The 20,340-nt window shown below is 39.8% G+C and carries 18 protein-coding genes; 12 read left to right on the forward strand and 6 right to left on the reverse strand.

Translation table 11 applies throughout. The features are described 5' to 3' along the window. Nucleotides 1–133 precede the first annotated feature (133 nt). Nucleotides 134–457: a ribosome assembly RNA-binding protein YhbY gene (gene yhbY, locus B9T36_RS02850; protein WP_086208051.1), complete on the forward strand. Its 324-nt coding sequence runs from the start codon at nt 134–136 to the stop codon at nt 455–457. Nucleotides 458–470: 13 nt separating this feature from the next. After that, nucleotides 471–1,010 (forward strand): DOMON-like domain-containing protein, encoded by a 540-nt coding sequence (locus B9T36_RS02855; RefSeq protein ID WP_086208052.1) that lies wholly within the window; start codon nt 471–473, stop codon nt 1,008–1,010. An 88-nt stretch (nt 1,011–1,098) separates the two neighbouring features. Here B9T36_RS02855 and B9T36_RS02860 read toward each other — a convergent pair whose 3' ends face one another. After that, the gene (locus tag B9T36_RS02860) at nt 1,099–1,557 is read right to left on the reverse strand and encodes a hypothetical protein (protein WP_086208053.1); all 459 of its coding nucleotides are present in this window, start codon (nt 1,555–1,557) and stop codon (nt 1,099–1,101) included. A 308-nt stretch (nt 1,558–1,865) separates the two neighbouring features. On the opposite strand from B9T36_RS02860, the gene carA reads away from it, so the two are divergent. The 6 genes from carA (at nt 1,866) to B9T36_RS02890 (ending at nt 9,610) form a co-directional block, all read left to right on the forward strand. Further along, complete coding sequence (gene carA, locus B9T36_RS02865) at nt 1,866–3,008, forward strand: glutamine-hydrolyzing carbamoyl-phosphate synthase small subunit (RefSeq protein WP_086208054.1); 1,143 nt, start codon at nt 1,866–1,868, stop codon at nt 3,006–3,008. 14 nt (nt 3,009–3,022) lie between these two features. Further along, nucleotides 3,023–6,256, forward strand: a complete 3,234-nt coding sequence (gene carB / locus B9T36_RS02870) for a carbamoyl-phosphate synthase large subunit (RefSeq protein WP_086208055.1) — start codon at nt 3,023–3,025, stop codon at nt 6,254–6,256. Between the two features lie 93 nt (nt 6,257–6,349). Then, the gene (gene greA / locus B9T36_RS02875) at nt 6,350–6,826 is read left to right on the forward strand and encodes a transcription elongation factor GreA (protein ID WP_004695598.1); all 477 of its coding nucleotides are present in this window, start codon (nt 6,350–6,352) and stop codon (nt 6,824–6,826) included. Between the two features lie 323 nt (nt 6,827–7,149). Continuing rightward, nucleotides 7,150–7,770 carry a CatB-related O-acetyltransferase gene (locus B9T36_RS02880; RefSeq protein ID WP_086208056.1) on the forward strand — a complete coding sequence of 207 codons (621 nt, stop codon included), beginning with the start codon at nt 7,150–7,152 and terminating at the stop codon, nt 7,768–7,770. A 219-nt stretch (nt 7,771–7,989) separates the two neighbouring features. Beyond that, nucleotides 7,990–8,655: a hypothetical protein gene (locus B9T36_RS02885; protein ID WP_086208057.1), complete on the forward strand. Its 666-nt coding sequence runs from the start codon at nt 7,990–7,992 to the stop codon at nt 8,653–8,655. Between the two features lie 514 nt (nt 8,656–9,169). After that, nucleotides 9,170–9,610, forward strand: coding sequence for a universal stress protein (locus tag B9T36_RS02890; RefSeq protein ID WP_086208058.1), 441 nt, complete (start codon nt 9,170–9,172; stop codon nt 9,608–9,610). Between the two features lie 43 nt (nt 9,611–9,653). Here the strand turns inward: B9T36_RS02890 and B9T36_RS02895 are convergent, their stop codons facing one another. Beyond that, nucleotides 9,654–9,977, reverse strand: a complete 324-nt coding sequence (locus tag B9T36_RS02895; RefSeq protein WP_086208059.1) for an MGMT family protein — start codon at nt 9,975–9,977, stop codon at nt 9,654–9,656. 172 nt (nt 9,978–10,149) lie between these two features. On the opposite strand from B9T36_RS02895, the gene B9T36_RS02900 reads away from it, so the two are divergent. Together B9T36_RS02900 and B9T36_RS02905 are read left to right on the forward strand one after the other, a co-directional pair. Then, the gene (locus B9T36_RS02900; RefSeq protein WP_086208060.1) at nt 10,150–12,213 is read left to right on the forward strand and encodes a TonB-dependent receptor plug domain-containing protein; all 2,064 of its coding nucleotides are present in this window, start codon (nt 10,150–10,152) and stop codon (nt 12,211–12,213) included. A gap of 159 nt (nt 12,214–12,372) precedes the next feature. Then, nucleotides 12,373–12,594 carry a DUF6500 family protein gene (locus B9T36_RS02905; RefSeq protein ID WP_086208061.1) on the forward strand — a complete coding sequence of 74 codons (222 nt, stop codon included), beginning with the start codon at nt 12,373–12,375 and terminating at the stop codon, nt 12,592–12,594. Between the two features lie 9 nt (nt 12,595–12,603). On the opposite strand, the gene B9T36_RS02910 is transcribed toward B9T36_RS02905, so the two are convergent. From B9T36_RS02910 to B9T36_RS02920, 3 genes are read right to left on the reverse strand one after another with little or no spacing between them, the layout of a single operon-like run. Beyond that, nucleotides 12,604–14,076: a sulfite reductase subunit alpha gene (locus B9T36_RS02910; protein WP_086208062.1), complete on the reverse strand. Its 1,473-nt coding sequence runs from the start codon at nt 14,074–14,076 to the stop codon at nt 12,604–12,606. A 9-nt stretch (nt 14,077–14,085) separates the two neighbouring features. After that, nucleotides 14,086–14,676 carry a PepSY-associated TM helix domain-containing protein gene (locus B9T36_RS02915; protein WP_086208063.1) on the reverse strand — a complete coding sequence of 197 codons (591 nt, stop codon included), beginning with the start codon at nt 14,674–14,676 and terminating at the stop codon, nt 14,086–14,088. Nucleotides 14,677–14,710: 34 nt separating this feature from the next. Then, entirely contained in the window at nt 14,711–16,288 is a 1,578-nt protein-coding gene (locus B9T36_RS02920) for a DUF2271 domain-containing protein (protein WP_086208064.1), read from the reverse strand. A 323-nt stretch (nt 16,289–16,611) separates the two neighbouring features. On the opposite strand from B9T36_RS02920, the gene B9T36_RS02925 reads away from it, so the two are divergent. Further along, nucleotides 16,612–17,502 (forward strand): DUF4198 domain-containing protein, encoded by an 891-nt coding sequence (locus B9T36_RS02925; protein WP_086208065.1) that lies wholly within the window; start codon nt 16,612–16,614, stop codon nt 17,500–17,502. 542 nt (nt 17,503–18,044) lie between these two features. Here the strand turns inward: B9T36_RS02925 and B9T36_RS02930 are convergent. Beyond that, complete coding sequence (locus B9T36_RS02930) at nt 18,045–19,544, reverse strand: cation:proton antiporter (protein ID WP_086208066.1); 1,500 nt, start codon at nt 19,542–19,544, stop codon at nt 18,045–18,047. A 223-nt stretch (nt 19,545–19,767) separates the two neighbouring features. Here B9T36_RS02930 and B9T36_RS02935 point away from each other — a divergent pair, with 223 nt between their 5' ends. Continuing rightward, on the forward strand, nt 19,768–20,325 hold the full coding sequence (locus tag B9T36_RS02935; protein ID WP_086208067.1) for a hypothetical protein: 558 nt from the start codon (nt 19,768–19,770) through the stop codon (nt 20,323–20,325). Nucleotides 20,326–20,340 lie beyond the last annotated feature (15 nt).

The following is a 20,340-nucleotide window of genomic DNA, read 5'->3' on the forward strand; positions in this document are numbered from 1 at the left end:
GTATACATCTGTATCCAAATCTTGGGTTTTAGATGTTTTTTTCTATTATCTAAATCGATTATTTCCACAGAATATAAAGCGTTTAATTGCGCAGTTTGTTATACTAAGCCGTTTTTAAAATTAGGTTATCTTTATGGCGACTTTATCCATTCAGGAACGCAAGCGTTTGCGTCAAATCGGACATGCTTTAAACCCTGTAGTTATGCTCGGCGGTTCAGGTCTGACTGAAAATGTCGTTGAAGAAATTTTACGCGCTTTAAATGACCACGAATTGATTAAAGTCAAAATCGCGGGCGAAGACCGTGAAGAACGTGCTGCAATCATTGCAGAAATTGCATCTACTACGGGTGCAGAAGTAGTACAAACGATTGGTAAAATTGCATTGCTTTACAAAAAAGCGGCGAAACAAAATGCCAAATTGTCTAACTTAGTTCGTTTCGCACACGCAGCAAAATAGTTGTAATTTTTTTATGGCAAGTTACGAACTCAGTGCATTTGATCGTCGTTTTCAAGCAATTTCGCTTGTCGGTGCGATCGAACAACAAAGCCCGTATACCCTCAATATCGGCTTTTGGCTACGCGACCCTAATGTGTACATGCACTGGCCCGAAGTCGTGAATTCAAATCCTCGTCAAGACTTTTTATGGGAAAACACCTGTTTTGAAGTCTTTATCGGGGTAAAAGGCGAAGACTACTATCGCGAGATTAATCTCTCCCCTTCTCAAGCTTGGCAAGCCTATCAGTTTGAGGAATATCGTTATCCTGAAGATATGCCACCACAGGTCGCTTACGATATTGAACTCAATCAATTGAAGCGCACCCACTATGGTTTAAATGTCAGTATTGATCTGACTGAGTTTATGTTGCAACACAAACTGAAATGGGCTGACCTATATCTAGGCTTATCTGCAGTGTTGAATACCTCACAAGGTGAACAGTTCTATGCCATGCAGCATAGCGGTCAACAAGCCGACTTTCACAACAAACGTGATTGGCTACATCAGTTCTAAGCTATACACAAACTAAGCATATAAAAAAGTGAGGCATTGACCTCACTTTTTTATGGATATATTTCGATTCAAGTCAGCACAAAGACCATTATTTACTTGAAACTTTATTCCAAGCCTCAAGCGTATGTTCTTTAGAGCGCTTAAAGGTTTCTGTTAACTGATCTTTATGCTTCACCGAAATTTCACTGACATCACCTTTTAGCTCTTTGCCCAGTTTAGTTAAATCATCTAAAACTGCAGTAAACTCAGTTTTTACAAACTCTTTTAGTTCTGAGATATCTTTTTGAGAATTTGCCAACTGCCCTTTAATGGTTTCTAAACGCTGCAACAATTCTTGTTTAAACTGACGCAATTGTTCTTGCACACTGGCATTCAACTGCTTTGCTTCTGCCTCAAGCTTTTCTTTACTCTCAACTACAGCTTCCGTGACTTGCTCTGATGCTTCTTTTGCCACTTGCTCTAGCTTTTCAGTACTTTCTGCGACGACTTCTTTCAGCGCAGGCTTTGGTTTAGCTACTCTTTTTGGTTCAGCTTTTGGTTCAGTCATGATTTTATTCCTGTTGTTATATAGACAGTGACAGCTTAACGTGATTTGATAAAATTTAGATTTTGATTTGTCAGACAATTATTTGTTGTTACATTTTCCTCACAAAACTTTAAAAACAGCTTTCGCCTCAAAATACAAGTCTTTTATATTATTTATTCCTTGTTATTGGCATGGACTTTAATAGTGCAGTTGCGTATAATGCCGTGTTAAGTTCAAGCGAGCAGACATAGGGAGGGTAGGTTTTTAGATAGCCTTCCTTTTTTTTCGTCTACTCGCTTTTTTACAGCCTAAATTTCAGGAGCTTTGGTTTGAGCACCCCAGCAATTTTAGCCCTTGCCGATGGTACGATCTTTAAAGGAACGTCTATTGGTGCATCGGGTAGTACGACTGGTGAAGTCGTTTTCAACACTGCCATGACTGGCTATCAAGAAATTTTGACTGACCCAAGTTATGCACAACAACTTGTGACTCTAACTTACCCACACATCGGTAACACAGGTTGTAATGATGAAGACGCTGAGTCAGGTCGAATTCATAAAGTATGGGCCAATGGATTGATCATTCGTGACCTACCTTTATTGCATAGCAACTTCCGATCAACGCAATCTTTAGGCGAATACTTAAAAGAACATAATGTCGTTGCGATTGCGGATATTGATACACGCAAATTGACTCGTATTCTACGTGACAAAGGCGCACAAAATGGTTGCATCCTTGCTGGTGAAAATATTACTGAAGAACAAGCTTTAGAAAAAGCTCGTGCCTTTGGTGGTTTAAATGGTTTAGACCTAGCGAAAGAATGCTGTGACCCAACAGGCTTCGAATGGACCGAAGGTTCTTGGGTTTTAGGCAAAGGCTTTACACAACCTGAACTTAAATTCCATGTTGTTGCATACGACTACGGTGTCAAAACCAACATCTTACGTATGCTTGCTGACCGCGGTTGTAAACTCACTGTGGTACCTGCACAAACTCCTGCTGCTGACGTACTTGCGTTGAATCCAGATGGCGTGTTCTTATCGAACGGCCCTGGCGATCCAGCTGCATGTGACTACGCAATTAAAGCTGTAAAAACAATTGTAGAAGACGCTCGCAACTTACCTGTCTTTGGTATTTGCTTAGGTCACCAAATTCTTGCACTCGCTTCTGGCGCTAAAACGGTGAAAATGCCGCATGGTCACCACGGTGCTAACCATCCAGTACAGAACATCGAAGATGGTACGGTGATGATTACTTCTCAAAACCATGGCTTCGCAGTGGATGCAGAAACACTTCCTGCAAACTTAAAAGCTACGCACAAGTCTTTGTTCGATCAAACTCTTCAAGGGATTCATCGTACAGACAAGCCAGCGTTCAGCTTCCAAGGTCACCCTGAAGCAAGCCCTGGTCCGCATGACTGCGCACCATTGTTCGATCATTTCATCGAACTTATCGAAGCATCTAAGAAGTAATTAAGGAAGCGATCATGGCTAAACGTACAGACATTAAAAGCATCTTAATTATTGGTGCAGGTCCGATTGTCATTGGACAGGCATGTGAGTTTGACTACTCAGGTGCGCAAGCGTGTAAAGCCCTTCGTGAAGAAGGTTACCGTGTTATTTTGGTTAACTCTAACCCAGCGACCATTATGACCGACCCTGCGATGGCAGACGCAACCTATATCGAGCCAATCACTTGGCAGACTGTTGCGCAAATCATTGAAAAAGAGCGTCCAGATGCTGTCCTTCCAACAATGGGTGGTCAAACAGCATTAAACTGTGCACTTGCACTTGATGCCAACGGTATTTTAGAAAAATACAATGTTGAATTGATTGGCGCGACCAAAGAAGCGATTGAAAAAGCTGAAGACCGTAAACTGTTTGATGAAGCAATGCGTAAAATTGGTCTTGAATGTCCAAAAGCTGCGATTGCTGAAAACATGGAAGAAGCTTTAGAGATTCAAGCGCGCTTCGGCTTCCCTGTGATTATCCGTCCGTCATTCACGATGGGTGGTTCAGGCGGTGGTATCGCATATAACCGTGAAGAATTCCTTGAAATCTGTGAACGCGGTTTCGACCTTTCACCAACTAAACAATTATTGATTGATGAATCTTTAATTGGTTGGAAAGAATACGAGATGGAAGTTGTTCGTGACAAAAACGACAACTGTATCATCGTTTGTTCAATTGAAAACTTTGACCCAATGGGCGTGCATACAGGTGACTCAATCACTGTTGCACCTGCGCAAACATTGACAGATAAAGAATATCAATTGATGCGTAATGCATCTTTAGCAGTTCTTCGTGAAATTGGTGTGGAAACGGGTGGTTCTAACGTTCAGTTCGGTATTTGCCCGAATACTGGCCGTATGGTGATCATCGAGATGAACCCACGTGTATCACGTTCATCTGCTCTTGCATCAAAAGCAACAGGTTTCCCGATTGCAAAAATCGCTGCGAAGCTGGCTGTTGGTTATACCCTTGATGAATTGAAAAATGACATCACAGGTGGTACTACTCCTGCGTCATTCGAACCTGCAATTGACTACGTGGTAACTAAAGTTCCACGTTTCAACTTTGAAAAATTCCCACAAGCAGACGCGACTTTAACGACACAGATGAAATCTGTGGGTGAAGTCATGGCAATTGGTCGTAACTTCCAAGAGTCTGTAAACAAAGCACTTCGTGGTCTTGAAGTGGGTGTTTCTGGTTTTGACGAAAAAATCGAAGTGGGTGCTGAAGGCGCACGCGAAAAGATTCTTCAAGAGCTTAAAGTTCCGGGTCCTGAGCGTATTTGGTATGTAGCTGATGCTTTCCGTCACGGTTTTAGCTTAGACGATGTTTTTGAAGCAACCAAAATTGACCGTTGGTTCTTAATCCAAATCGAAGACATCATCAAAACTGAAAATGAAATCAAAACCCTAGGTTTTGGTGATTTGAATGCGAATAACATTCGTTCGTTCAAACGTAAAGGTTTATCTGACCTTCGCATCGCGAACTTGATGGGTATTTCACAAAAACAATTCCGTAAGCACCGTTGGAACTTGGGCGTGACTCCAGTTTACAAACGTGTGGATACTTGTGCAGCAGAGTTTGAATCTGACACTGCATACATGTATTCAACTTATGATGACGAGTGTGAATCAAACCCATCTGACAAAGATAAGATCATGGTGATCGGTGGTGGTCCTAACCGTATTGGTCAAGGTATCGAATTCGATTACTGCTGTGTACACGCAGCGCTTGCAATGCGTGAAGATGGCTACGAGACCATCATGGTGAACTGTAACCCTGAAACAGTTTCAACGGATTACGACACATCTGATCGTTTGTACTTCGAACCAATCACTTTGGAAGATGTACTTGAAATCGTACGTACTGAAAAGCCAAAAGGCATTATCGTTCAGTATGGTGGTCAGACTCCGCTTAAATTGGCTCGTGCTTTGGAAGAAGCGGGTGCGCCAATTATTGGTACATCACCAGATGCGATTGACCGTGCAGAAGACCGTGAACGTTTCCAACAAATGATTCAACGTCTTCAACTTCGTCAGCCAAACAACAGCATCGTAAAATCTGCTGAAGAAGGTATGGCTGAAGCATCGAAAGTAGGCTACCCACTTGTGGTACGTCCTTCTTATGTACTCGGTGGTCGTGCGATGGAAATCGTATACAACGACGAAGAGCTTAAACGCTACTTACGTGATGCAGTTCAAGCATCAAATGAAGCGCCTGTTCTTCTTGACCGTTTCTTAGATGATGCGATCGAAGTTGACGTAGACTGTGTATCTGACGGTAAAGACGTTGTGATTGGCGGCATTATGCAGCACATTGAACAAGCAGGGATTCACTCAGGTGACTCAGCATGTTCGATTCCTCCATATTCGCTATCAGTTGAAATCCAAGACGAAATGCGTCGTCAAACTGTTGCGATGGCGAAAGAGCTTGGCGTGGTTGGTTTGATGAACGTACAGTTTGCTGTGAAAGGCGAAGACGTTTACATCCTAGAAGTGAACCCACGTGCGTCGCGTACTGTGCCATTCGTTTCTAAATGTATCGGTGAGTCTTTAGCGAAAGTGGCTGCACGTTGTATGGCGGGTCAGTCTTTAGAATCTCAAGGATTCACGAAAGAAATCATCCCGACTCACTTCTCTGTAAAAGAAGCAGTGTTCCCGTTTAACAAATTCCCGGGTGTTGACCCTATTCTTGGCCCTGAGATGAAATCTACAGGCGAAGTCATGGGTGTAGGTAAAACATTTGGTGAAGCCTTCTACAAAGCTGTGTTAGGCTCGAATGAACGCGTACCGGGTCTTCCTACAGAAGGCGAAGTAAAGCATGCATTTATCTCTGTGCGTGACTCAGACAAGCCTCGTGCTGTTGGTATTGCGAAAAAATTAGTAGACTTTGGTTTCAAAGTACTTGCAACTGGCGGTACTTACGAGTTTATTAAAGCTGCTGGTATTGAGTGTGAACGTGTAAATAAAGTCACTGAAGGTCGTCCTAATATCGTGGACCGCTTGAAAAATGGCGAAGTTCACCTCATTATCAATACAACTGAAGGCAAACAAGCTCAACAAGATTCGTTCTCGATTCGTCGTTCAGCGCTTCAAGCGAAAGTGTATAACACAACGACCTTGAACGGTGCTGATGCTGTATGCCAAGCTTTTGCAATTCAATTGCCAATGGATGTATACCGTTTGCAAGATTTACAAACTGTAGGTTAATTCGTTTACCGAGAAGTCCCGTCACCTCTCGGTGGCGGGCTTTTTTCATTTATAAACCTATATTTTTTACACTCACAGACTTGAGGGACAACAATGCAACGTTATCCTATGACTCCCCAAGGCAAGTTAGCCTTAGAGAAAGAATTACATCAATTAAAAAGTATTGAACGTCCACGTATTATTGCGGCAATTGCTGAAGCACGTGAGCACGGGGATTTAAAAGAAAATGCGGAATACCATGCTGCCCGTGAGCAACAAGGTTTCTGTGAAGGTCGTGTTCAAGACATCGAAGGCAAATTGGGTGCAGCTCAAGTGATTGATGTCAAAGAACTTGAACAAAACGGTCGTGTAGTTTTTGGGGTGACAGTCACTATCGAAAACTTAGACACCGAAGAACAAAAGACCTATATGATCGTGGGTGATGACGAAGCTGATTTTAAAATCAATAAAATTTCAGTGAACTCTCCTATCGCACGTGGCCTTTTGGGCAAAAGCGAAGGCGACGAAGTAAAAATTCAAACACCTCAAGGTGAAGTTGAATACGAAATTGTAAAAGTTGCATATATCTAAGTTTCTTTGATATTTACGGCTGTAAAACCCCTCGATTGAGGGGTTTTTTGTTTTTATATTTCCCCAAATACCTCTCCTTTATCCTCTTATTATGGACAAGGGAAATTTCATTACAAAAATGCGATGGGTTTAAGATATACAAACCTGCCTACCAAAACCCAAAATTTAATTCACCATGGATACTCCTTCCATCTAAAGAATACGGTTAGGATGAGGTACATCAAACAAGAGAGTGTTAGATTTAAAGCATTCATTCCCCTCTCTTTTTCAAAGCAAGACTTTTATTTGTTATAATTCCCTACACCCTGCAATGTTATCATTCTATGTCTGAACCTTTGATCAATTCTCCTGTCAAACACTGGTGTGAGTTTGAGTTCATCTCTAAAACGGTGAAGAATCCGAATATTCACATTAAAGGGAATTATTCTTACTACTCAGCGTATTGGGATCAGGGTTTTGAACGTTGTGTCGTGCGTTATTTACATGATAAGCCTTCAACCATAGATAAACCGATTGATCAGCTCTATATCGGCAATTTCGTTTGTTTTGGTGCAGAATGCGTCATTATGATGGGCGGTAACCAACTGCATCGTACTGACTGGATTTCAGCTTTTCCCTTTGATACGCGTAGTTTTGTTCCCGCAGGTAATACCATCATTGGGGATGGCTGTTGGATTGGCTCTCGTGCCATGATTATGCAAGGTGTGAAGTTAGGTGAAGGTGCTGTAGTAGCAACAGGTGCTGTCGTGACCAAAGATGTTCCACCCTATGCTGTTGTGGGTGGAGTACCTGCCAAGATTATTAAATATCGCTTTCCCGAAGCAGACATCGAAAAACTGCTTGCACTGAAGCTCTATGACCTAGATGAAAAGCAGTTTTTAAAAATGCGTGAGCAGTTACAGACAGATGATGTAGAAAAACTTTATCATTCTTTAGCCCCATAAATATCATATCGGACATCAAAAATCTTCTTTAGACGTATAGTAATCCTTTATTTTTTCGAGAATTTCATGAGATAATTCCTTCAAAATCAGAGTAATGATTTAAATAGATCCAAATAATGGTATCGAATGAAACAATGTTTGAAAATGATAAATCAGATATTTTATTTAAAAATCAAGAACAAGAATAATCAGTTGCTTAAAAACTAGGAATTACACAATATGGAGAAATTTTTAAAACATAAAATTATTTATATTTATTTTGGTTTTCAAATAATTATTACATTCTTATTTTTTGAAAGTTATTTCTCATATATATTAATATTTAATGGAGGTGTACTTTTTTCTGTAAGCGCTTATCTAGAAAATAAGAAAATACAGTCTTTTTTTATCATTCTAGTAATGCTACTAAGCTTAATTTATGCTTGTCTGTCATTGCTCTATAAAAATCCCAATTATTATTGGAATAATGGTCAAGTCTTTGAAGGTTACTACTTGATTAAAGAGACAAAAGTTAGAACACGGCAAATGGGGAGTATGACGGGAAGGGATAGTGTAATTGAACCATCATCTTATAACAGTCTAACATTAGAAAATAAACAAGATAAATCAATAATTCTAGTTGAATGTTCAATTTCAGAATTAAGTTGCCCATTTTATAATAAAATTGATCAAGAAATTTATATCAAATATATTCAAAGCAATTTTTTCTCAAGAAATTATGCTTTTTACCTTAAAAACAACAATATTATTTATGATGAAAAATATTTCAATAAAAAATATAAGAAAGAGAATTATTTAAAAATATTTTTTATTATATTCTATTTAGGAGGTTGTTTTTTATTCACCTACAAATTAATTAAAAATAAAAACATATCCTTAGATTAGGTTGTTATTTGTTCACCATCTGAGTTTGATTCATTTGGCTAGAATTTTTCATCAATTTCTTAATATTTTATTGTCAATGAAAGCCATTCCCCCATCTAGTGATAATTTAACCAAATCTAAGTTAAGCGCTAAAATTTTCACACTTCAGTCCGCCTCAAAGATGACGAAAGTGTTTTCAGCCGTTATCCCGCGACTGATGCAGAACGATTTCTCCTTATACAGAGAACGACATATAAGCCATTCATAAATATAAGCTATTTTTTAGACAAAGCCTACGTTTCCTAAACGCTACATTTACATTCAACTTTAGTGTTAAATTGATTATTATTCACGCGCTTTTATGCTAATTTAGAAGTGAAAAATTAGCATTTCATATACAAATATCCGTATGAAATTACTAGGTTTTATTCTTTAAAAAATACAGCTAATATCAAGGTATGGGCTGTATTTGAACAGTGATACATTAGAACAGCAGTTTGTACATAATCAGAGTGGATAATAAGGAGAAACAACAATGGCTTACCAAAACATTTTAGTCCCAGTAGACGGTTCCGAAACTTCATATGCAGCAGTTGCGCAAGCGGCTGAACTTGCAAAAGCATTTGGCGGTAAAATTACAGTCGTTCAGGTGCTTGCACTTGACCCTTATATTGCGGCTGAATATATTTCTGCAACTCAAACCAATGACTTAATTGAACGTGCGCGTACTTCAGTTTTGAAAACATTAGAGGAAGCAGCAGCTAAATTTAGTGATCTCGATATTCCTGTTGAAGCAAAACTACTTGAAGGTCAGGTGATTCACCGTGAAATTATCAGAGAAGCTGAAACATCTAAGGCAGATTTGATTGTGATCGGCTCTCATGGTCGTACAGGTTTAAAGCGTTTATTCCTAGGTAGCGTTGCGCAAAGTGTTTTAGGTGAAGCGCACATTCCTGTTTTAGTTGTTCGTCAGTAATATATCAAATGCTCTACTTCCACGGAGGTAGAGCATGTCTATTTTAAATATTCCATTGAAACTCTTTCATTTTCACTTTATCCCCAACCACTAAAATACCCTCTGCCATAAGTAACTGTGCTTGAATATTCTGTCCCTGATCATTGAGTTTACTTAGGCTAATTTTCCCTTGTGAGTTAATGACCCGATACCAAGGCAAACTACTGTCTGCATCCATATGTTTCAGCACATAGCCCACCAAACGTGCATGTTTTGGGATGCCTGCTAAGCGTGCAATTTGTCCATAACTCGCTACACGACCATACGGAATTTGGGCAATCACTTGAAAAATCATGGGTGCCAATTCTTTAACTATCGCCTCCGCCATGCAGACCTATCCTTTTTTTGACGACTAAAAATAACTCACCATAAAGTCACGAATAACAATTTTCTAAAAATTCGTGTGCAACTATAATTATTTTAGAAAAAGTTGCATTTTTCTACATAATTTTACACTACGCTACATACAAAATAATTTGATTTTTCTTTGGGGTATTTTAATGGGACATCCGTTCTACTATGGAAAGCTGAGCATACTTAGCTCTACCTTACTCAGTATCAGTTCATCCATATTTGCACTTGATACAAGTGCTCCCCCTGATAATGAATCGACCCCAAAAGTTTTACCCACACTCTCTTTTAAAGCGGATGACGAGCCACAAAAGCAAAAAGATGATGATATTAGTGCTGTAGCCAAAACAGTCATTACCCGAGATGAAATGCTGCAATATGGCGATCAATCGGTCATGGATGCTTTACGCCGCTCTGCAGGTTTTCAGCTTCCAACACCTGGGCAAGATCCTCGCGGTGGTGGTGGTGCTTCTGGAATGCGTTTTCGCGGCGGTGCTGGTCCCACATTTCTAATTAATGGTGAGCCAGTACAAGGGGGGCCTCGTGGTGGGATGTCTATTATTGATACCCTTACCCCTGAAATGATTGAACGCATTGAAGTGGTTAAGCAACCAAGTGTTGCCCAAGCTTCCGTTGCATCATCAGCCGTGATCAATATTATTCTAAAAGAACCTCTGAATAATCGCTTAAGCGGTTCAGTCAAAGTCGGTTATGGCAAGTATGAAAACTCTGAAAAACAATCTAAGAGTGAGCAGAAAATCAGTGTCCAAGCCGATGGCCGTGACAATGCTTGGTCATATAGTGTTGCTGCAAATCAAATGTGGGTTGATAATACGTCGCTTACTAAAACTGAAACTGCAACTGAAACGCGAGAACAATTACGTACTCTTAACCGTACCATGCAGATGTTTATGCCACGTTTAGAATATGAGCTTGATGATCAACAAAAATTGATTGCTGAATTATCCTATCGCAACATGAAAATAGAAGGTTCTTCTACCAATCAAACTCAAGATGATAAAAATGATAGCATTCGTTTAAACACACGTTATGAGCGTAAAGACAAAGATCTCAGCGATAAAATCAAATTATCTGCTGAACGCCAAACCGAAACTCAACTCACACGCTCACCTCAAAATACCATTTATACCGATGAAACCATTCATGAATATGGTTTAGCTTATGATGGTATGCGTAAATTAGACCCAGATCGTCAAATTAAATTTGGTACTGACCTACGTAGTAATAATCTAGAGAGCAATGTCAGCGAAAGCTTAGATGAACAACGCTATGCCCTCTATGCTGAGGGAAGTTGGCGTTTTACAGATCGTCAAACTGTCACTTTGGGTGCGCGCCAAGAATGGTTGAAACGCTCAGGTTTAGTCAATTATCAAGATCAACATTTGAGTCCTGTACTGGCTTACCGTTTTGACTTGACTGAGCAATGGTCGATCCAAACCAATCTCAGCCAAGCGTTTAACACTCCAAAGACTGAACGCCTTGTTTCGAATGTGACTGTTTCTACAGATAGTGATGCGGGTTCATTAAACAACCCTGATCGCGGTGGCAATCCAAACTTAAAACCAGAAAAAATCCGTGCTGCCGAATCAACACTGGCTTATGACTCAGCAAGTGGTGGTGTTAGCTTAACGGCGTATCACCGTAAAATTAAGGACTACATCGAAAAAGTGATTGCACTTGAAGGCTCTCGCTATGTTGAGCGTCCACAAAACCAAAATGAAGCAACAACTTACGGCGTTGAGCTTTCTGGGCGTTATGCGTTGAAACAAACGGATGCGGGTCATTCATTTATGCTGAATGGGCAAGTATCAACCATCCGTGCCAAAGTTGAAGATGAGCAACACAATCAGCGTTTAGTGAGTGATGTTGCACCCTACAACACAAGCGCAGGTTTATCTTATAACTTTAAGCCATGGCAACTTTCTACCAGTATCAATGTGAGCTATACACCTGAATTTACGCGTGGTTTAGATGGTCAACCTTATGATCGAACCACCAATGAACGTTTTGGTGTGGATCTGAGCGCAACCAAACGCTTTACTCATGGTTGGGCGGCAAGCTTGAATCTGAACAATGTTTTAAGTACAGATTATAAAGAACGATTGACCAATCAGTCTGACGGTAGTTTATATCAAGCAAGAACCAACCAAGGCATGCCTAGTTTCCAATTCTCTCTAGAGAAGAAGTTCTAAATTTCTCTGCTAGGTTTATTCTTGATCAACACAAGCCAGCTATTTTTATAGCTGGCTTTTTAGATTTCAAGCTAGATATTAAAAATTGAATTATGAAAATTCCTGATATTGGGAATGCTATGATCTACACCCTACTTTCATCAGTGCTTAGAGGATAATATGAGAGCCGAACTAAAAGCCAAAATCGTACAGGTCTGCGATGAAAAAATTGCAAAAAAAGGCAGTAACGTTGGACTTTCTTTCTATGCCTTTTTTGCCAATAAAAATGATGATCCTGAACGCTTAATGGAAGCTGCTCATTGGTGGATCATCGAACATCGACTGAATCATTTTGAGAAAGCTGACAAGATTAAAGCACTGGTCTTAGCCCAACCTGACTAATCAAACGCCTTAATACACATCGCGTTGATAACGCTGTTGCTGCTTAAGCTGTTCTACGTGTTCATGCCCTAAAATCTCTTTGAGGACTTGATCCACACCACTCGCCATGCCTTGTAAACTACCACAGACATATATCGCTGCGCCTTGTGCAATCCATGCTTGTAATTGAACCGATTGTGTTCTTAGACAATCTTGCACATAGATTTTTTCAGCCTGATCCCGTGAAAAAGCATAATCCACCTGATCCAGAAAACCATGCTGCTGCCAATAGCGAATCTCTGTTTGGTATAAATGATCAAACTGCTGCTGTCTTTCACCAAAAATCAGCCAATTGTTTTTATATCCCCAATGCTCACGTTGGCGTAAATGTGCAACTAGACCTGCGATTCCCGTACCATTGCCAATTAAAATCAGTGGTCGCTCATCATGAGCTAAGTGGAAACTTGGGTTATGACGTATATTGGCTTGCAGTGATTGATCTTGCTCCAACCCCACCGTCAACCAACCTGAACCTAAACCTAAACCCGATTCAGTCTGTTGCTGCCTCACCACCAATTCGATTAAACCATTTTCAGGCAAACTCGCAATCGAATATTCACGCTGAGCTAGAGATTCAAATTGTGTAATCCATTCTGCAAATGGAAGCGAGGCTCTAGGTGGTAGTTTTCTTAAATTTAAGCGGCGTAGTTGAGGAATGAAATCCACTGCATCTTTTTGCTGTTGTGCTACTAAAAAATCGTGAATATCAGTCGTATTATTTTCACATTGAATTTCTAAAATATCACCTGACGACCAAACCAAATCTTGTTCGAAACTCAACTGAATTTTATAAATTGCGTCCCCGATACTGCCTTTATTCAGGCATTGGCGATGAGCAAATTTTAATTCCACACTCTCTTTTTCAATGGATAGCGCTGAAAACTGAGTGGTGGTTAACTGCTCCAAGCCCAGTAACCATTGTTCTAAATCACGACTATTGAGTTGATCCACAAGAACCGTCGGAAATAAAGCCTGAGCTTTCTGCTTCACTAACCATTGTTCCAATGTTTGTCCAAACTGACAAAAATTCGCATAGCGTTTATCACCCAATGCGAGCACTGCAAATGATAAGTGCGATAAATCTAAAGATTGGGACAATATTTTATGGACAAATGACTGAGCTGCATCAGGTGCATCACCTTCGCCATAAGTACTCACTACCCATAAAATACGTTGATGTTGGGTTAAGTCAGCAATGCTCAATTCTTGAATATTACGAATTGTAGTGTGATGATCAATTAAACGTAATTGCTCAGTCGTATGCTTTGCCCAAGATTCAGCATGTCCCGATTGACTGGCATACACCACTAAATAAGCAGGGTGATCTTGATTCGCTTTTTGCTTAGCATGACGTTGTTGCCATAACAACCAAACGATTATAAAAAGATGTAGGCTCAATAATATTGCCAATATCACAATAATCGTCAGTACAGCTTGAGTCATCCTTTCACCTTAAATAGCAGACCAAATGAGCAAAATAATTGCCGATAAACTACATGCTGTTAAAAGCAAATGTGTCACTAAACGGGTTTTAATGGTCAGGAACAGAATATAGCCTGCTAACGATAATAAAATAATGATGATTGCACTGATATCAATCAACCAATGCCAAGCTGTTCCAACATTTTTTCCACGATGCAGATCATTCAATAGTGAAACAGTAGTGGCTGGTTTCTGCGTCATCTCAACATCACCATTGTCGAGCAATACCCATAAGTCTGTTGAACCTGCTGGGCTTTCGAGACGAATCATCACTTCACCATCCATCACTTCGCTACTTTTATAACGACCAATCAAAGGTTGTTTTGTACGAACATATTCAACAATACTTTGACTTGGGTTCTCTTGTTTTTGCAGAGACTCAACCAGTGTTGGCGGCAAAGTGAATGTGGTGGTCTGCTCTTCATTCTTTGATTTAAACCAATCAGGGTTATTGAGAAATAGGCCTGTGGCAGCAAAGAAGATCAAAACGATAAAGGCAAAGGCAGAAAGCCAACCATGCACATAACGTGCATGGCGGTAAAAATCACGGCGTTGATACAAGGGACTAGCCTCATAGATGGAGTGATGCTAAAGCTTAAGCACCACGTTGGAAATTCAGTTTAACTGTACCAATTTCTGCTTGAGCAGGAAGCGTTTGTGTCGCTGATTTTGGTGTGACATTCAACTCAATGGTTTGATAAGAGTGATCACCATGTTCACGCGAGGTTTCAATATGAATGATATATTTACCCGCTTTCACCATTTTACCCACTTCGTCTTTACCATCCCACGCCAACTTATATTGTCCTGGTTGACGTGAAGGTTTTGCAACTGCATCTAGGTTTGGCATTTGACGACCATATCGACGCCACCAAACATAGTTAGAGTTAATCCACTTCTCATCTTTACCCCAAACCGCTAGAGTGCGCACAATCTTTTTATCACTGTCCGTGACCCAAACTGAAACATAAGGTGCACGATAGTTGTCGACAGCAATCTTTGGAATATTTACTTCTACTTGAGCTTGATAGCCCTTTGGCCAAGCGGTTGCTGCGCCATTCGCCGCAACATGACGCATTAGAGCAGGTTGATTGGCATCTAATAATGATGACCATCCTGAACTTTGATAACGTGTGCCATCAGTTGCAATCAGTTGAGCCTCATAACCAACGAGTTGTTCAATCAATTGCATGCCTTCATATGCAGGCATTGCAGTTAATGCCGTTGCCAATGCATCTGAATCAGCAGCACATTGTCCAACCACAACACATTGTTCAACGTTCTGAATCGGTTGTCCTGTATGTGGATTTAACAAATGTGATTGATCTGCGAATCCACGGTAGCCTTGACCACTAAAAGCCACTGCTTGATCTTTCAGGTTGAGTACCTGAGTTGGTGCAACATTATCAAAACGTTCATTCGGGTCTTGTATACCGACTTTCCAGCCTGCTTGTTGAGGTGATTGCCCCCAAACACGCATATCACCACCAATATCAATCAGAATCCCTTGTAAATGTGGCACAGCTTGTTTTGCCGCCAACAAAGCACGATCAATCACATAACCTTTGGCATAAGCATCAGGTACGATTTTAACTGCTGATGGTGTTTTAATCTGCTTGGTTACAGGATTCAGTTCAATACTCTGAGTTTGTAACTGACGCAATAATGATTCTTGAGTATTGTCATCCAAACGTTGAACTTGATTGCTTTGTTCCCATAGCTGGGTCAATTGCCCCAAACGTGCATCAAAGCCGCCACACGTTGCACTGCGCCATTGTTCACAAGCTGCGATAACATCATAAAGCTCAGATGAAGCCGAAATTTGGTGTTCACGATTTAATTGGCTAATTTCACTATCATCACGCCAAACCGAGAGAACTTGATCAAGTCGAGCAATTTCTGTCTGAATCGCTTGTAATGCTTTTTCTGCATCTTGTTGCTGAGATGTCGTAACCACAACATCTAAAGAAGTGCCTAGCACATGATCTTGATGGAAACGATAACTTGGGGCTTGAACTGACTCGGATAACTGTTGTATTGCATTCTCACTGAGACTTTGCTCATTGGCTTGAGTCGCTGTGATTGGTGACATGAATACAGCCAACGCTGCCATCAACGGTGATAAACGGAAGATTATCTGTACTGGGCGGAAAAGTTGTTGAGTTGATGACATACTAGGGGTTCCATGCTCCAAGACTTACTTCAAATTTAGTGCTGTATAAATTTTAAAGTAATGTTCTTAACTCTATCTTAATGCTCATCTGGTGTTTAGCGATATCACAGTTTAAATGCTGACCATATTTTTAGTAAAATCAATAAGATCAATCAAAATTTAGACGCTACACAAACAAGGGAAATAACTTTTAATTGATCATCTATTTTTTCAGATGGCTGATTAAAAATTTATCGAAATAATATTGAAATTGATACTCGTTATCAAGTAAATTGTCACAAATATTTGCCATTTTTGCTTATTTATCTTTATAAGGAAGTCTCATGCGTCAGTTCATTACGATTGCATTACTGTCTGCGCTACCAACATTAAGTTTTGCTCATACCGCTAGCCCTTTTTTATTGCCAGAAGTATTTGATAGTAAATCTGATAGTGTAAGTTTCCAAAGTAGTATCACTGTAGAAAAATTCTTTGTTCCAAGCCGTAACTTCAAAACCAGTTATCAAGTTACAAATCCCAATGGTAAAACTGAATCAATCAACGCCGCAGCAGAACTGAAAAAATTTAATATCGCTGAGTTCAATTTAAACGATGACGGCACCTATCGGATCCGTACAAAAGAGGCGACGGGGAACCCAACCAAATACGCTTTAGTTGATGGGCATTGGCTACGTGTACGCCCACCACGTCCTGCAAATGCAGCACCAATGCAACAACCGCCAGCAAATGCTGAACAAAAAGCCCCTCAACAAGCCCCTGCAAATCAGCCACCTCGTTTTGTTGCGGAAGACCAAGTTCCTGCAAATGCAAAAACTGTACAAACAACCAATATCTATATTGCTGAAAGTTTTGTGACGAAAGGCAAACCAAGCCCAATCCCGAATGTTGAAAACAAAGGCTTTGAGTTTAAGTTTTTAACTCATCCTAATGAGCTATTTACTGGCGAATCATTAAAAGCACAAGTTTTGATGAATGGCAAAGCCGTTCCTAACTTAGAGGTTGATGTATTTAAAGGTGCAAGTAGTTACCAACCAAATGCAAAACGCGACCAACCACCTGTAAAAACCAATGCTAAAGGTGAAGTGGAGGTTAAATTTAATGAAGCTGGTATTTATTTAATTACGACAGCTTATCCAGAAGCAAGCCCAGACAGTACCAAACAACCTGCCGCTCAAACCTACACCTATAGCGTGACTGTAGAAGTAACAGAATAACTCGATTTGGCACTTACAACCCTGTAAGTGCCACTTTATTCGATTGTGTCATTTAGTTCGTTTCACATACCATCTTTTTATTCTCTTACTCATCCTTATATTTACGGCTCACCATCCACAATACGAGCAGATTAATAGCGTTCTTGCATAAGTCGTTTTTTGAGCTGTATTGAAATCATAATGAACGTTCTCTCTCCTTTTTAAAGGGCAAGGTTAGAGATAGTATTTATATGAAGAATATCCCTTCATCCTCACCTTATCACCAAGAGAGAAGTGACTTTCGACACTTATTTTGTTGCCAGTGAATAATCATTTTTTGACTTTTGTAAGAGCTCTAATACAGTCAAATAACCATTACATGCAGACTGCATCTAATCCATTTCTTTCCCAAATCAAAAGTAATCAAACAAAAAAGCATTTTCATTGAAATTTAATATTCTCTGAAAATGCCTGATATAAATGAAACTCAATACGTTTCATCATCTATTAAATGTATAAAAGAACATCTATGTCTCAATTATGGTATTAGTACAGCCAAATAACTAAAAATTATCAGGGCTTTCCAAACGTTTCACTTCTTGGACTCGCTCAGGATTATGCACTGCTGCAATACCATCATCGGCTTTAATATCAATCAAGGCCTCTGGCTGATAAACAATAATAGTTTCATTGCCTTGCGTATCTTCACCTATGATGTATTTAAACCCTTTACGGTTCATTCTATTGCATAATCGTTGATACCAGCCCTTAAAACCAGTCTTTTCCTCATTCGGATTGTAGTAAAAAGCATTCATAACTGCCGGTAATCCCAAACCACAAACAACCCCTGAGAGCAACACTGCGATAAAGGTATAGCCGATCAGGATACTGCTGTATTCGCTCAACTCGGGTACGTTGGCAACAGCTAAGATCAGCGCTAGAGAAATTCCCCCACGCACCCCACCCCATGACAGAATAGCCAAACTACCGTTATAGCTTTTCTTACGGAAAGATGGGAAAAAAGCAAAAGATAAATAGTTGGCTGCAAAACGTGAAGCATGCAGAATAATAAAAGCGACGATGCCACCAAAGATCAAACTAAAACTGAGATCTAAAATAAACAGTTCCAAACCAATTAAGGTAAATAAGAACGAGTTGATAATCCCTTCAACCGTATGCCAAAAATGGTTTACTTCACGTATTTCACGTTCTTGTAAAATTTCTTTCCACTTGTTCCCTACGATCAAACCACCTATAACGCATGCAATCGGTGCTGAGGCATGCGCAAACAATGCAACCAAATACGAACCACAAGCCAAGAGTGCTGTGGTTAAAATGAGGGATTCCATTTCGTGCTTACCACGCAGTAAACGTAGAATTCCTAAACCAAATGCCCAACCAATAATAACAGCGACAAAGATTTCATAGAGTAAGGTCTGTAATACACCTATAACAGTAAAGTTTTCACCTTGTAAGACATTTAATAAAGTCATAAACAAGGCAATACACATCGCATCATTAAACAGTGATTCGCCTTCGAGCTTGACCATTAAATGATGTGGTGCACGTATAGAACTGAGCACGCCTTTGATCCCAATCGGATCCGTTGCACCCAATGCGGCACCCAACAGTAAAAGTACCAATAAATCGACATGCTGCCCAATCAGGAACTGATAACCATAGAGCGCCACCCCAAAGAACACGGCACACAATACCAGCGCAATACTGGCTAAAATACTGATCGGTTTCCAATGACTACGTAAATCTGAAACTTTGAACTTCAATGCGGATGAGGTCAAAATGAAGCAGATCACACCATTGATTAGAAAGTCATAAAAATCAATGTGCCGTACAGCATCTTCAATGTTATGAATATTGATGGTTATAAACTGATTGCCACTTAGCAGACTTGCACCCCACTGCAAAATAAAGACAAAAATAGCAGAAACAATCGGCACGCCGATGGCTTGGGGAAAACCTAAAATACGTTTATTAAAAATAGTGGTTGCAATAGATAATGCAAAAATAACGGTAAAAACTTGTAGAAAAAAATAATTTCCCATTGAACTTCCAAATTGGGCGGTGGGGCTGATTACGACTTTAGATCCTTATTTAGACCATAAATAATGATGCCATAAACATGCTTCGTCAAAATATTCTAATCATTTTTCAGTTCAACGCCCGAAAAAAATAATTTTTTTAACATTTCTTTTGATGATGAATTAACATAGTGCCGATGCATGTCTTTTATGCGTGATCTTCCCCATTTTTAAAGTTTGATCTCCTATGCCATTCACCTTTAAAACAGTCTTTCGAATGTTCTTCGCACTGATTATTTTCTTAACAACTTTTGCGTTGTTTTTGACTTGTTTTGCTAAAGGCAAAGATATCTGGCAAGCAGACCAGAATTTTGCCGCAACACAAACTTTTAAAATGAACTCTAGCCCTGAGCAAACTTTGGTTTTACTTTCAAATAATAAAGCCCCAGATGAGCATATTTATTTGCATGTGGCGAATCAAGGCTATATTGCTAAACTCAGTTGCGATCATTATTTAACTGACATTTGTGTGGATGACTACAACGAACAACATACCCGTCAAATTCAATCCATTGAACTTTTCAAAGCAGGTCCGTTTAATTATATCCAACAAGTCAGTTATCTCGACACTCGTACTCAGCAAATCAAAACGTTGCGTTACACAGCAGAGCAGATTCAACAATTTTACCGTGCGGATGTGAGTAACTTAAAGTATGTGATTTTTGGTGTATTGCTATTTGCACTCATCGCACTTTATGTGAGCGTGCGTATTGCACGAAACTTTAAACAATTCTTAAACCGATAAAAATCCAATATATCG

Origin of the sequence: Acinetobacter sp. ANC 4204 (assembly GCF_002135205.1) — a bacterium.
Lineage (GTDB): Bacteria > Pseudomonadota > Gammaproteobacteria > Pseudomonadales > Moraxellaceae > Acinetobacter.

Bases quoted from the DNA above. Each gene is read 5' to 3' on its own strand.
- yhbY (WP_086208051.1), top strand. From the start codon at position 134: ATGGCGACTTTATCCATTCAGGAACGCAAGCGTTTGCGTCAAATCGGA.
- B9T36_RS02855 (WP_086208052.1), top strand. From the start codon at position 471: ATGGCAAGTTACGAACTCAGTGCATTTGATCGTCGTTTTCAAGCAATT.
- B9T36_RS02860 (WP_086208053.1), bottom strand. From the start codon at position 1,557: ATGACTGAACCAAAAGCTGAACCAAAAAGAGTAGCTAAACCAAAGCCT.
- carB (WP_086208055.1), top strand. From the start codon at position 3,023: ATGGCTAAACGTACAGACATTAAAAGCATCTTAATTATTGGTGCAGGT.
- greA (WP_004695598.1), top strand. From the start codon at position 6,350: ATGCAACGTTATCCTATGACTCCCCAAGGCAAGTTAGCCTTAGAGAAA.
- B9T36_RS02880 (WP_086208056.1), top strand. From the start codon at position 7,150: ATGTCTGAACCTTTGATCAATTCTCCTGTCAAACACTGGTGTGAGTTT.
- B9T36_RS02885 (WP_086208057.1), top strand. From the start codon at position 7,990: ATGGAGAAATTTTTAAAACATAAAATTATTTATATTTATTTTGGTTTT.
- B9T36_RS02890 (WP_086208058.1), top strand. From the start codon at position 9,170: ATGGCTTACCAAAACATTTTAGTCCCAGTAGACGGTTCCGAAACTTCA.
- B9T36_RS02895 (WP_086208059.1), bottom strand. From the start codon at position 9,977: ATGGCGGAGGCGATAGTTAAAGAATTGGCACCCATGATTTTTCAAGTG.
- B9T36_RS02900 (WP_086208060.1), top strand. From the start codon at position 10,150: ATGGGACATCCGTTCTACTATGGAAAGCTGAGCATACTTAGCTCTACC.
- B9T36_RS02905 (WP_086208061.1), top strand. From the start codon at position 12,373: ATGAGAGCCGAACTAAAAGCCAAAATCGTACAGGTCTGCGATGAAAAA.
- B9T36_RS02910 (WP_086208062.1), bottom strand. From the start codon at position 14,076: ATGACTCAAGCTGTACTGACGATTATTGTGATATTGGCAATATTATTG.
- B9T36_RS02920 (WP_086208064.1), bottom strand. From the start codon at position 16,288: ATGTCATCAACTCAACAACTTTTCCGCCCAGTACAGATAATCTTCCGT.
- B9T36_RS02925 (WP_086208065.1), top strand. From the start codon at position 16,612: ATGCGTCAGTTCATTACGATTGCATTACTGTCTGCGCTACCAACATTA.
- B9T36_RS02930 (WP_086208066.1), bottom strand. From the start codon at position 19,544: ATGGGAAATTATTTTTTTCTACAAGTTTTTACCGTTATTTTTGCATTA.
- B9T36_RS02935 (WP_086208067.1), top strand. From the start codon at position 19,768: ATGCCATTCACCTTTAAAACAGTCTTTCGAATGTTCTTCGCACTGATT.